This window comes from Mesorhizobium sp. L48C026A00 (assembly GCF_000502375.1).
Lineage (GTDB): Bacteria > Pseudomonadota > Alphaproteobacteria > Rhizobiales > Rhizobiaceae > Mesorhizobium > Mesorhizobium muleiense.
Window position 1 is genome coordinate 179,893 of the sequence record NZ_AYWU01000019.1, and the last position, 12,409, is coordinate 192,301.

At 62.7% G+C, this 12,409-nt stretch carries 15 protein-coding genes; 7 read left to right on the top strand and 8 right to left on the bottom strand.

Annotated elements, in window-relative coordinates; all coding sequences use genetic code 11:
* The first annotated feature begins 67 nt into the window (after nt 1-67).
* A complete protein-coding gene (locus tag X738_RS68860; protein ID WP_023801560.1) occupies nt 68-472 on the top strand; it encodes a GFA family protein in 405 nt (134 codons plus the stop codon).
* 4 nt (nt 473-476) lie between these two features.
* Here X738_RS68860 and X738_RS68865 read toward each other — a convergent pair whose 3' ends face one another.
* Nucleotides 477-1,736, bottom strand: coding sequence for a DNA recombination protein RmuC (locus X738_RS68865; protein WP_023801561.1), 1,260 nt, complete (start codon nt 1,734-1,736; stop codon nt 477-479).
* Between the two features lie 105 nt (nt 1,737-1,841).
* Between X738_RS68865 and def the strand changes: the two genes are divergently transcribed.
* From def to truA, 5 genes are all read left to right on the top strand, one after another.
* Nucleotides 1,842-2,387, top strand: coding sequence for a peptide deformylase (gene def, locus X738_RS68870; protein ID WP_023801562.1), 546 nt, complete (start codon nt 1,842-1,844; stop codon nt 2,385-2,387).
* Between the two features lie 94 nt (nt 2,388-2,481).
* On the top strand, nt 2,482-2,787 hold the full coding sequence (locus tag X738_RS68875; protein ID WP_023801563.1) for a hypothetical protein: 306 nt from the start codon (nt 2,482-2,484) through the stop codon (nt 2,785-2,787).
* Between the two features lie 30 nt (nt 2,788-2,817).
* A complete protein-coding gene (gene fmt / locus X738_RS68880; RefSeq protein ID WP_023801564.1) occupies nt 2,818-3,753 on the top strand; it encodes a methionyl-tRNA formyltransferase in 936 nt (311 codons plus the stop codon).
* On the top strand, nt 3,750-4,259 hold the full coding sequence (locus X738_RS68885; protein ID WP_023801565.1) for a GNAT family N-acetyltransferase: 510 nt from the start codon (nt 3,750-3,752) through the stop codon (nt 4,257-4,259). The genes fmt and X738_RS68885 overlap by 4 nt, the downstream gene beginning before the upstream one ends.
* A 17-nt stretch (nt 4,260-4,276) precedes the next feature.
* Complete coding sequence (gene truA / locus X738_RS68890) at nt 4,277-5,038, top strand: tRNA pseudouridine(38-40) synthase TruA (RefSeq protein ID WP_023801566.1); 762 nt, start codon at nt 4,277-4,279, stop codon at nt 5,036-5,038.
* Nucleotides 5,039-5,314: 276 nt separating this feature from the next.
* Here the strand turns inward: truA and X738_RS68900 are convergent, their stop codons facing one another.
* The 6 genes from X738_RS68900 to dapD form a co-directional block, all read right to left on the bottom strand.
* Nucleotides 5,315-5,920, bottom strand: coding sequence for a hypothetical protein (locus tag X738_RS68900; protein ID WP_023801567.1), 606 nt, complete (start codon nt 5,918-5,920; stop codon nt 5,315-5,317).
* Between the two features lie 2 nt (nt 5,921-5,922).
* Nucleotides 5,923-7,122 carry a succinyl-diaminopimelate desuccinylase gene (dapE, locus tag X738_RS68905; RefSeq protein WP_023801568.1) on the bottom strand — a complete coding sequence of 400 codons (1,200 nt, stop codon included), beginning with the start codon at nt 7,120-7,122 and terminating at the stop codon, nt 5,923-5,925.
* 289 nt (nt 7,123-7,411) lie between these two features.
* Nucleotides 7,412-8,419, bottom strand: a complete 1,008-nt coding sequence (locus tag X738_RS68910) for a GGDEF domain-containing protein (RefSeq protein WP_023801569.1) — start codon at nt 8,417-8,419, stop codon at nt 7,412-7,414.
* 247 nt (nt 8,420-8,666) lie between these two features.
* A complete protein-coding gene (locus X738_RS68915) occupies nt 8,667-9,389 on the bottom strand; it encodes a hypothetical protein (RefSeq protein ID WP_023801570.1) in 723 nt (240 codons plus the stop codon).
* 21 nt (nt 9,390-9,410) lie between these two features.
* On the bottom strand, nt 9,411-9,830 hold the full coding sequence (locus X738_RS68920) for a DUF805 domain-containing protein (protein WP_023801571.1): 420 nt from the start codon (nt 9,828-9,830) through the stop codon (nt 9,411-9,413).
* A complete protein-coding gene (dapD, locus tag X738_RS68925; protein WP_023801572.1) occupies nt 9,811-10,665 on the bottom strand; it encodes a 2,3,4,5-tetrahydropyridine-2,6-dicarboxylate N-succinyltransferase in 855 nt (284 codons plus the stop codon). The genes X738_RS68920 and dapD overlap by 20 nt, the downstream gene beginning before the upstream one ends.
* Before the next feature lie 144 nt (nt 10,666-10,809).
* On the opposite strand from dapD, the gene X738_RS68930 reads away from it, so the two are divergent.
* Complete coding sequence (locus X738_RS68930) at nt 10,810-11,649, top strand: LOG family protein (protein ID WP_023801573.1); 840 nt, start codon at nt 10,810-10,812, stop codon at nt 11,647-11,649.
* Between the two features lie 36 nt (nt 11,650-11,685).
* On the opposite strand, the gene X738_RS68935 is transcribed toward X738_RS68930, so the two are convergent.
* Nucleotides 11,686-12,393 (bottom strand): pyrimidine 5'-nucleotidase, encoded by a 708-nt coding sequence (locus X738_RS68935; protein WP_023801574.1) that lies wholly within the window; start codon nt 12,391-12,393, stop codon nt 11,686-11,688.
* Nucleotides 12,394-12,409 lie beyond the last annotated feature (16 nt).

The following is a 12,409-nucleotide window of genomic DNA, read 5'->3' on the forward strand; positions in this document are numbered from 1 at the left end:
GTGGAGCTTCGGCCGGTGCGCCGTTAAGCTCCAACGCGTCGAGGCTCGGCTGAAGGGAGGAGCGAAGATGAAAATCGACGGCGGGTGCCATTGCGGCGCCATCACTTACGAGGCGGAGGTCGATCCGGACAACACCAGTATTTGTCACTGCATCGATTGCCAGCAGCTGACCGGAACAGCGTTTCGGGTGACCGTGCCGGCGCCGGAGGAGCACTACCGGATCACCAAGGGCACGCCGAAGATCTACATCAAGACCGCAGCGAGCGGCGCCAGGCGCGCCCAGGCCTTTTGCGGCGAATGCGGTACGCACCTCTATGCCACGTCGGTTGGCGACGGGCCGAAAGTCTACGGCATCAGGGTCGGCACGGCGCGGCAGCGCGAACAACTGATCCCGAGAAAACAGATCTGGCACCGCTCGGCGCTGCCTTGGCTGCCGGAGTTCGAAGGCACGATGATCGTCGAGGAGCAGTAGCCTCTCAGTCGTCGCCTTCGACGACCCTTAGCCTCAGCTGGCCGGTCTTGGAGTCGGCGACGCGCGCACCCGCTTCGGTCTTCGCACTGGCCGCCGATCCGGCGTCGCCCTCCGTCGGCTGCGCGCCGAACTCCAGCGCCTCGATCTTTTGGCCGCGCTTGGTCACCTTCGACGTCGAGACGAGAATATCGTCGATATCCTTGGCCGACTGGCCGAAATGGCTCTGCAGCTTGCGCACCCGCTCGTCGAGGCGCGAGACATCCTCCATCAGCCGGATGACTTCGCCCTGGATCAGATGCGCCTGCTCGCGCATGCGGGCGTCCTTGAGAATCGCCTGGATGACCTGGATCGACAGCATCAGCAGCGACGGCGAGACGATGACGATGCGGGCGCGGTGCGCCTTGTGGACAATCCCCTCGAAATTCTCGTGGATCTCGGCGAATACCGATTCCGACGGCACGAACATGAAGGCGGTGTCCTGCGTCTCGCCCTGGATCAGGTATTTGTCGGAAATATCGCGGACATGCACCTCGATGTCACGCCGAAACGCTTGTGCCGCGACCTTCTGCAAATCGACGCCTTCGGCGGCACGGATGGCGTTCCAGGCTTCCAGCGGAAACTTGGCGTCGATGGCGAGTGCGGGCGCGCCATTCGGCATCTTCACCAGGCAGTCAGGCCGGCTGCCGTTCGACAGGGTCGCCTGGAATTCATAGGCGCCGTGCGGCAGGCCGTCGGCGACGATCGCCTCCATGCGCGACTGGCCGAAGGCGCCGCGCGTCTGTTTGTTGGAGAGGATTGCCTGAAGTTGCACGACTTGGCTGGCGAGCGACTGGATGTTGCCTTGCGCTGTATCGATGACCGCCAGCCGCTCCTGCAGTTTGGCGAGGCTTTCATGCGTCGATTTCGTCTGCTCGGTCATGGTCTGGCCGAGACGGCCGGTCATCGCGTCGAGACGCTGGCCGATCGACTGCGTGAGTTCGGCCTGCCGCGCCCCGAACACTTCGGCGATGGCGCCCATGCGGCCCTGCATCTCGGCCTGGCTTGCCAGGATGCCGGCCATCCGCGCCTCGGCGTCGCGGGCGTGGTCGGCGGCTTCCGCGGCAGCCACCGCACGCGCCTTGGCCGAGCGCCAGAGCGCGACGACGAGCGCCACGAACAGGCCCAGGAACAGGACCGCGCCGAATGCCAGCGCGTGGCCGAGCGTGATCGTGGTGGCGCCGAGCCGGGCGATCGGTTCGGACAGGATGGTGGTCAGGTCGTTCATATCGGACAGCATAAATGATTCGGCCTGACGACACAGATCAAAACGTGAACGCCGCTGCAAATGCCCCGGTTGACGCTTTTCGTGCGAGGTCTTAGGTGAGACGCCATGTCGATCAAGCCGCTCATCATCCTTCCCGATCCCGTCCTGCGCCAGGTTTCGAAACCGGTCGAGCGCGTCGACGGCGCCTTGCGCAAACTGGCCGACGATATGCTGGACACGATGTATGATGCGCCGGGCATTGGTCTGGCGGCGATCCAGATCGGCGAACCGCTGCGCATGCTGGTGATCGACCTCGCCAAGGAAGACGAGCCGCCGGCGCCGCATGTCTTCATCAATCCCGAGATTTTTGAGAGCGCCGATCAGCGCTCGGTCTACGAGGAGGGGTGCCTGTCGATCCCGGATTACTATGCCGAGGTCGAGCGCCCTGCCGCCGTGCGGGTGAAATATCTCGATCGCGACGGCAAGCTGCAGGAGATCGAGGCCGAAGGGCTGATGGCGACTTGCCTGCAGCACGAAATCGACCATCTCAACGGCGTTCTGTTCATCGACCACATCTCGAAGCTGAAGCGCGACATGGTGGTGAAGAAGTTCAAGAAGCTCGCCAGGGACAAACCATCAGGCAGCAAGGCGCCGGGCAAGTTAGTGGGATAGGGCGATACTCGCGCAGTTTGATGCTGAACTTTTCGAAGATGTTGGCGGGACAGCGCCCCTCTACCCTGTTCCAGATCAGGAAATGGAGACGCCGATGAGCGACATGCTGATCAGAAATATTCCCGAACCCTTGAAGCGGGAAATCGAGCAGGCGGCGCGTAAGAGCGGCCAGAGCCTGTCGGGCAAGGCGATAGCTCTTCTGCGCGAAGGCATGGTCGCCGAAAGGCAAGCCAGGCTGGAGCCGGGTCTTTCGGCATGGGACGCTATTCGCGCGACTTTCGCTGCTGAAAACGCAATTGGCGATGAATTCGCCAAGATCATGAACGAAATCGAAGCAGAAAGGAAACGCGACTTCGGTCGCCGACCCGCAAAGTTCGCGACTTCGACTGAGCCGACTTAACGGCCAGACGAAGACCGGACCCGGAACAAAATGCCCTTGCGCGTCATCTTCATGGGTACGCCCGAATTCTCGGTGCCGACGCTGCGGGCGATCGCGGATGCCGGACATGAGATTGGAGCCGTCTACACTCAGCCGCCGCGCGCCGCCGGTCGCCGGGGGCTGGAACTGACGCCGTCGCCGGTGCAGCGCGAGGCCGAGCGGCTGGGCCTCGAGGTGCGGACGCCGGTGTCGCTGAAGAACGAGACCGAGCAGCAGGCGTTCCGCGCCTTGCGGGCCGATGTCGCCGTCGTCGTCGCCTATGGCTTGCTGTTGCCCAAACCCATTCTCGAGGCGCCGCGGCTTGGCTGCCTCAATGGTCACGCGTCGCTGTTGCCACGCTGGCGCGGCGCCGCCCCTATCCAGCGCGCCATCATGGCCGGCGATACCGAGACAGGCATGATGGTGATGCGGATGGAAGAGGGCCTGGACACCGGCCCGGTGGCGATGGCCGAAAAATGCGCCATCGGCCCCGATATGACGGCCGACGAACTGCATGATCGGCTGATGCACATTGGCGCCGCGCTGATGGCGGAAGCGCTGGCTCGTCTGGAACGGGATGCCCTGACTTTTACCGCACAGGCGACGGAGGGGGTGACCTATTCCAAAAAGATCGATAAAGCGGAGACGCGCGTGGACTGGACGCGGCCTGCTGGCGAAGTCCACGATCATATTCGCGGCCTGTCGCCCTTTCCCGGCGCATGGTGCGAGATCGAAATTGGCGGCCGCCTGGAGCGGCTGAAACTGCTTCGCTCGATGCTTTCGCAAGGCGCCGGCGAGCCGGGAGGAATTCTCGACGACCGGCTGACGGTCGCCTGCGGGTCAGGCGCGATCAGGTTGGTCGAAGTTCAACGTGCGGGCGGAAAGCCCATTGCCGCGCAGGAATTTCTGCGCGGGGCCAAGCTCGAAAAAGGAATGAAATTCTCATGAGCATGATGTCGATACGCGCGGCGACGCCGCGGGACCGCGAGGCGATCCGCCTGGTCGAGGAACACGCATTCGGCCAGCAGGCGGAGGCCGGCCTGGTCGACGCGCTGGTCAGCGGCGGCGATGCCGTCGTCGAACTGGTGGCGGAAGAAGATGGACAGGTGGTCGGCCATATCCTGTTTTCGCGGCTTTTCGTGCAGAACGGCGGCAAGAGCTTTCCGGCGGTAGCTCTGGCGCCTCTGGCTGTCGAGCCGTCATTCCATGGCACCGGCATCGGCGGTGCGCTGGTCCGCGAGGCGCATATCCGCCTGAAGGACGCCGGCGAGGTGCTGGCGGTGGTGCTTGGCGATCCCGCATATTATGGCCGCTTCGGCTACAGTCACGCGCGCGCCGAAAAATTCGAAAGCGAGTTCCAGGGCGAAGCGCTGCAGGCGCTGGTCTGGGGCGAAGCGCCTGAGACCGGCAAGCTGGTCTACGCTTCGGCTTTCGGCACCGCGCTCGCCGCCTAACCTCATCCTTCTTAGGAATGCCGCGTTTTCGCCTCGACATCGAATATGACGGCAGCCTCTATGCCGGCTGGCAGCGCCAGGCAGACCAGCCTTCGGTGCAGCAGGCGATCGAACAGGCGATCGAGAAATTCTGCGGCGAACAGGTCTCGCTGCGCGGCGCCGGCCGCACCGATGCCGGCGTCCATGCGACCGGTCAGGTGGCGCATGTCGATCTCGTCAGGGCGTGGCCTGATGACAAGGTTCGCGATGCCGTCAACGCCCACCTGCAAACGGCCAAGGCGCGCGTCGCCATCCTCAAGGCGGCTGTGGTGCCGGATAGCTTCGATGCGCGTTTCTCGGCGATCGGCCGCCACTATCTCTACCGCATCGTCAACCGGCGCGCGCCGGCGGCGCTCGACAAGGGCAAGATCTGGAGGGTGCCGAAGCGGCTCGACGCCGAGGCCATGCACGAAGCGGCAAAGGTGCTGCTGGGGCGGCATGATTTCACCACGTTCCGATCGACCCAGTGCCAGGCCGACAACCCGATCCGGACGCTCGACCGGCTGGATGTCAGTCGGCTGGGTGACATGATCGAAGTGCGAGCCTCGGCGCGCTCGTTCCTGCACAATCAGGTGCGTTCGATGGTCGGCTCGCTGAAGCGCGTCGGCGAAGGCGGCTGGACAATTGCCGACCTGAAAGCGGCGCTCGACGCGCGCGACCGTGCAGCCTGTGGCCAGGTGGCGCCGCCCGACGGACTTTTTCTTATCGGTGTGGACTACCCGCAGGCGGCACACGACTGAGTAAAAATCAGTCCTCGTCGTCTTCAACCAATTGTGGGAGTTGGCGCTGCCCCTCATCGCCCTGCTGGGCACTTCTCCCCGTATAGTGCGGGGAGAAGAGGCTGGCCGCAGCCGCAGCATCCTTCTTGCAACGTCTGTGGTTGGCAAAATCGTTGATGAGAGCTGCCCTCTCCCCGTCACTATACGGGGAGAGGATGCCGGCAGGCAGGTGAGGGGCGGCGCCAACGTCAGCAAGCGAAACCACACCGGGAATTCGGACAAATTCACTTGGATGCTTCAAGTGCCGGTTCCGCTCGGCGCAACGATGCCGAGCAGCGCCTGCAGCACGAACAGAACGACCAGCGACGCCACGAACATTCCGGCGAAGACAGCGCTGCCGACAGCCGCGCCCCTGCCGATGGCAACGTTTGTCATCCGCCAGGTCAGGATCATCGACAGCGCGAACAAAAGCAGCGACGCCAGTACGGCGAACTCGTTGGTGGACGGCAGGAAAAGCCTAATCAACGCCGCTGGCAGCATCATCCAGGCGATGATCGCCGACGCCCAGTTGCTGGCGACGACATAGTGGACGAAACGCCCGCCGATGCCGGCGCGCGGCGCGACGAGGGCAAGGCCGACAAGCGGCAACACCCAGACGCCGATGTCGACTGTCGCCAGACGGATCAGCATGCTGAAGCGTCCGGCGAATGCATTCGGATCGCCGATCTCGTTGGCGAGGCCGACCCAACCGACGATCAGCGCCGGTGCCGCGACGACGATGGCGAAGAAGGAATTCCAGAAACCGTCGGCCGAAAGGTCGAACTGGCGCAGCCCATCGGCCTTGCCGAGCATCAGTCGCCAGGCGCCGTTGAGCGAAGCATAGGTTTCATCCGACGAAAGCATGATTACGATGCGCCTTGCTCGAACCAGTCTTCGATGAAGCGCTGATAGATCTGCGTCAGCGTCTCGAGGTCGGCAAGTGCGACGCGCTCATCGACCATGTGCATGGTCTTGCCGACCAGCCCGAACTCGACCACCGGACAATGATCCTTGATGAAGCGTGCGTCGGAGGTGCCGCCGGAGGTGGAAAGCGCCGGCTTCCTGCCGATCACCGCCTTGACCGAACCGCTCAGTGCTTCGATCAGCCGCTCGTCGCGGGTGAGGAAGACGTGGCTCGGCCGGTCGCGCCAGGCGAGTTCGTAATCGACCGGCGTCGTCTTGCCGGCCCGGTATTTCTTTCGCTTCGCCGCCTTGTCGAGACGGTTGTGGATTTCCGCCTGGATGGTCTCGGCGGTCCATGTGTCGTTGAAGCGGATGTTGAAGGTGGCGGTCGCCTTTGCCGGAATAACATTGGTGGCCGGATTGCCGACGTCGATCGAGGTCACCTCCAGATTGGTCGGCTGGAAGTCCTTGGTGCCCTTGTCGAAGACTGGCTGCAGCAAGGCTTCGACCAGCGTCATCAGGCCGCGCACCGGATTGTCGGCGAGCTGCGGGTAGGCGGCGTGGCCTTGGCGGCCGTTGACGATGATGCTGCCGGACAAAGAGCCGCGCCGGCCGATCTTGATCATGTCGCCCAGCGCATCGGGATTGGTCGGCTCGCCGACGATCGACGCATCCCATTTTTCGCCCTTGGCGACCGCCCATTCGAGCAGCTTTGTCGTGCCGTTGATGGCCGGCCCTTCTTCGTCGCCGGTGATCAGCAGCGAGACCGAGCCTTTCAGGCCGCCTTTCGACTCGAGATGGCGCGCCACGGCGGCGATGAAACAGGCGATGCCCCCCTTCATGTCGACGGCACCGCGACCGAACATCTCGCCCTTGGCGATCTCGCCAGCGAAAGGCGGATGCGTCCATGAGATCTCGTCGCCGACCGGCACCACGTCGGTATGCCCGGCGAACATCAGGTGCGGACCGTTGCCGGAGCGCCGCGCATAGAGATTTTCGATATCGGGCGTGCCGTCCTCCGAGAACACCGGGCGCTCGACGGAAAAGCCGAGTGGTTTCAGCATTGTTTCCAGCGTGCTCAGTGCCCCGCCCTCGATGGGTGTCACGGAGGGGCAGCGGATGAGGGCGGCGAGATTTCCAGCGGGATCGGTCGGCAACGTCATGGGCAAAAGCGTTAGTCGAAAGCGCAAGGCCTGTCACGGCCAGACATAAGGGACAGCCATCCCGCCGACACTATGGTTTTCGTGGCGTATTGTCGCAGGCCTGATGCATGTCGCCCAAAAGGCATGGCCTTGGGCTTGACCGGTGCGGGCGCAGCGGTTTTGGGCAAATGCGCATAAAACAAACAAAGGCTTGAAGTGCGTCGCAGGAGTCGCTTCAGACGCGACGCACTTAGGCGGGATACGAGATATTGCATGGACTGAGCGACAAAAGGCCCAATAATCGCTGTGGTCAGTTCGCGGCCCGCACATGCGCCCGGTAACGGCCCTTTCCGGTGCGTTTGGCTTCATAGAGCGCGTGATCGGAGCAGGTGAGAAGAAGTTCCGGCTCGCCGCCGTCGGCAGGCGCGAAGGCACTTCCAATGCTCAACCCGATGGGTATTGCGGTGCCCACGCCAAGGTCGAAAGGTACCGAAATCTTCTCAATGGCGCGCTTTGCCAGGAGGGTGGCTTCGATCTCGGATGTGTCGGGCAGCAGGATCACGAATTCGTCGCCGCCGATGCGAAAGACCATATCCCCCGGTCGGAAAGCGCGCTTCAATCGTTCGGCCACCTTGCGCAGCAGCATGTCGCCGACCGCGTGGCCGAAGCGGTCATTGACGTGTTTGAAGCCGTCGAGGTCCATGCTGAGAACGGCAAACGGCCTACCGCCGTTTGCTGCCGGCGCCGCAAGCTCGCTGCACATGCCGCGCAGTTTCTCCTGAAGGAAGATGCGGTTGGGCAGGCCGGTCAGCGCGTCCTTGATCGCCAGATCGCGATTGTCCAGTTCGGCGCGGATCATGCGGGCGTTGATCGCATGATTTTGAAGCAGCACGATGATGACGCCGGCCACATAGAAAGGCACTTGAAATCCGACGATCGACATTCCGGGCGCCGGAGATAACAGCGCGCCAACTAGGAAAGGCAGGCTTACCGCCAGCATGACGAATATGGCGTAGCGCGGGGTCGCTGCGTTGCGCGACGACACCACGCCGACGACGCCTGCGACGTTCAAGGCAGCCAGCACGGCAAGCGCCATATCCCCGCTGACGACGCAGCCATAGCAGCCGAGGCCGAAAATCACCGACCATGACCCACCGGCGGCCATGAGGCCTGCCAGCGGCCCCGTTCCCCCGCGCTTGCGGGTCCGCTCACATTCCCGCATCAGCAGGAAGCGGACGGCAAACAGAATGAGGTCGGCCGCCATCCAGGCGTAGGGCCACCGGTCGCCGGTGGAGACAGTGGCGCCGACTGCCAGCACCAGGACACTGATGGTGCCGAACAGGACAGCGAATTTGCGCTCGAAAGTGGCGTCGAGAAGCCGCGCGCGGACAGCTTCCGGTTCCGCTCTGATCGGCGAAGAAAACCAGGCGAACAGCCGCGCGCCGGCGCTTCGCTTTCCGCGCGTTTTCGGGTTGGCCAGGGGTTCGTCGTGTGCCAGTCGAGTGCTCCGTGCCGGTCGACACAGTCTTCACAGGGCTTGCTGGACCAAGGTGATTAAGATTAGCTTAGGTACTTGCACGAGCCGACCGCAATGGATGGTCGATCAGCGTGATCTTTTGCCAGATCTTTCGCGACAGATTGGAGCCCAATGACTCGATGTCGTTGACGCCATCGACGACCACATCGTCGTTGACCGATTGCGCGAACAGCGCGGCGATCTTGCCGGTGATCGACAGCATTTCGGAGCAATAGTCGAGGTAGCGCGCGAGATCGGCACGGTCGGTTATGCGTGCCGGTGAATGCGATGTCGGCTTGAAATCGGTTGAAAGCGCTGCCGGATCCTTGGTCAGCTGATGCATGTCGATGACATGGATCAGCGATCGCAAGCCATGAAGCTTGCGAAACACCTGCTTGCGCTTGATGCGCTCCTCGGTCCGGATCAAGGCCAGGAAGCCGAGCATCGCGAGGATGATCATGTTGATCAAGGATTCGATGCCTTGCACCGACTGGATGGCGTCGTGGGTTCCCGAGATGCGGCCGAGCGGCAGGATGGTGCCGACGAACAGGAACATCACCGCGCCGGCGGCAATGGTGACGATGACGACGCCGCGCAGCCACCAGATCGGCGCTTCCAGCGCCTTCGCCGCCTTGGCCAGATCACGCGACAGCGACACAAGTTCGATGGCGACGCCACGCAAGCCGGTATCGGGAAACCGCTCGGCGACGCGTTTTTCCAGTCGCTCGGCTGTTTCGATGATCAGTTTCGCATCAAGCGTGCGGTAGCGCATGGCTAGAGACCCGCCCGGCGCTCAGGATTCGGCCGGCGCATTGGTGCGTTTGCCGTAGCGGTTGGGTCCGGGATCACTTTTGAAAAAGGCCAGAATGACAAGGAGAATGGCGCCGACGATGAGAGAGATCAATGCGTAGTAGGTAGGCTTGCCGAAATCATGGAACCGCTTCGCCGTTAGCGCAAAGGTCGACCATGTCGAGACGACCACAGCGATCCACCAGGCGAGCGCCCAGTACTGACTTGCAGCAGTGCCCAACGGCGTTCGCGAGAACTGGTAGAGCAGGAAAAGCTGAGTGAGGAGCGGCAGAAGACCCGCCAAAACATAGGCGCTGGGGTTCACTCGCCCGGAAAGGCTGAAGAAAAGCCATAGAAATCGAGGTCTGTCGAGCAAGCGGGTAGGTCCGTTTTTATTGAAAAGATCAATCGCGAAGCAGTTCATTGATCGAGGTTTTGGAACGGGTCCTGGCATCGACCCGCTTGACGATGACGGCGCAGTAGAGGCTCGGACCGGGCTCGCCATTGGGCAAAGGCTTGCCGGGCATCGAGCCGGCGACAACGACGGAATTGGCTGGCACTTCGCCGTAGAAAACCTCGCCGGTGGCACGGTCGACGATCTTGGTCGACTGGCCGATGAAGACGCCCATGCCGAGCACCGAGCCTTCGCGCACGATGCAGCCTTCGACCACTTCGGAGCGTGCGCCGATGAAGCAATTGTCCTCGATGATGGTCGGCCCGGCCTGCATCGGCTCCAGCACGCCGCCGATGCCGACGCCGCCCGACAGATGCACATTCTTGCCGATCTGGGCACAGGAGCCGACCGAGGCCCATGTGTCGACCATGGTGCCGCTGTCGACATAGGCGCCGACATTGACGAAGGACGGCATCAGCACGGCACCTGGCGCGACGTAGGCGGAGCGCCGCACGATCGACGACGGCACGGCGCGGAAACCTGCCTTCTCGAAATCGATGGCACTCCAGCCGTCGAATTTCGACGGCACCTTGTCCCACCACACGGCCTGGCCCGGACCACCCTTGATGATCTCCATCGGGTTGAGCCGGAACGACAGCAGCACCGCTTTCTTCAGCCACTGGTTGACATGCCATTTGCCGTCGGCCTGGCGCTCGGCAACGCGGACGACACCCCGGTCGAGCAGGTCGAGCGCCGCCTGGATGGCGTCGCGCGTCGCGCCGCGGGTTGCCGTCGAAATCGTCTCGCGTTCCTCGAAGGCGGTTTCGATGGTCTTTTCGAGGCTCGCCAGATCGGGCTTTGACATGAATTCGCTCCATTACCAAGCTGTTAAGGGGCCGCATCTTAACCTGTTTTGAAAGTCGCCGGACCCTATGTGAAGGCTTGGTGAGGGTCAATCGCGGCTGCGTCACCGGGACGGCGCAACTGAATAATTAGACGGGTAGGTAATATGACTCCTATGGAAAAGGCGGGGTGGACGCCGCTGCCGCATTCGGACGAGGATCTGGAGCGGTCGAAAAGCGTGCCGGACACGCCGCAGACGCGTGCCGAGACCTACCGGTTGGCATGGAACGATCCCGACTTCATGACACGGCGCGAATTGCGCGCGGTCAGGCTGCAGCTCGAACTGTTAAAGCCGGAGATGATCCTGGCCGAGCGCGGCATCGGCTCGACCGTCATCCTGTTCGGCGGGGCGCGCATACCCGAGCCGGGCGGTGAAGCCTGGGCGGCCAAGAACGAGACGCAGAAGGAAAACCTCGAGAAAAACAGCAAATATTACGAGGAAGCGCGAAAATTCGCCCGGCTCTGCTCGCAGCAGTCGGCCACCTCCTATTATCGCGAATTCGTCGTGGTGACAGGCGGCGGACCCGGCGTGATGGAAGCCGGCAACCGCGGCGCCGACGATGTCGGCGCCCCGTCGATCGGCCTCAACATCGTGTTGCCGCACGAGCAGGCGCCGAATGCCTATGTGACGCCGGAGCTCTGTTTCAACTTCCACTATTTCGCGGTCCGCAAGATGCATTTCGTCATGCGCGCCAAGGCTGTCGCGGTGTTTCCCGGCGGCTTCGGCACGATGGACGAATTCTTCGAAACGCTGACCCTGATCCAGACCGGCCGCATGGAGCGCGTGCCGGTGATCCTGTTCGGCAAGGCTTTCTGGAAACGGGCGATCGATCTCGATTTCCTCGCCGAGCAAGGCACGATCACCCCTGGCGACCAGGACATCATCGATTTCGTCGACACCGCCGACGAAGCCTGGGGGATCATCAGCCGCTTCTATCAGCTTTAGGCCGCGGGCTTCGATCCGGCTTTACGAAGCAACGGCTCAAGCGGTGATGTCGACGATCGCGGTGAGGAATTCGGCAAGATCGTCGGTGACGAAATCCACATCGTCCTCGTGGCCCGGGTCACGTTCCCAGATTTCCGAGAAGGTCGGCTCGAAGTTGCGCGGCACAACCAGCACCGTGGTCATGCCCAGCGATTTCGGCACGGACAGGTTGCGGGCCAGATCCTCGAACATCACCGCATTGTGGCCGGTGACCGCGTGGAGTTCCGCGAACTTCTCGTAGGTCTGGCGGGCCGGCTTGGGGTTCAGCCCGGCAGCGACGATATCGAAGATGTCGTCGAAATGATCGAGGATGCCGAGTTGGCGCGCGGTGCGTTCGGCATGCCTGCGGTCGCCATTGGTGAAGATGAACTTGCGGCCGGGAAGCTGGCGGATGGCGGTGCCGAGAACGGGATCGGGAACCAGCCAGGAATAGTCGATGTCATGGACCTTCTCGAGAAAGTCGTCGGGATCGATGCCGTGGCGCGCCATCAGACCGTTCAGCGTCGTGCCATATTCCCGGTAGAGTTCCTTCTGCAGCTTGCGGGCATCGTCGCGTGGCAGCGTCAGCAGTTCTCCGACATAGGCGGTCATCTTTACGTCGATCTGCGAGAACAGGTTCGAATGGTGCGGATAGAGGGTGTTGTCGAGGTCGAACACCCAGTCGGTGACATGGGCAAAGCGGGCGGGGTCCGGGAGCGTGGTCATGCAACCCCTTATGACA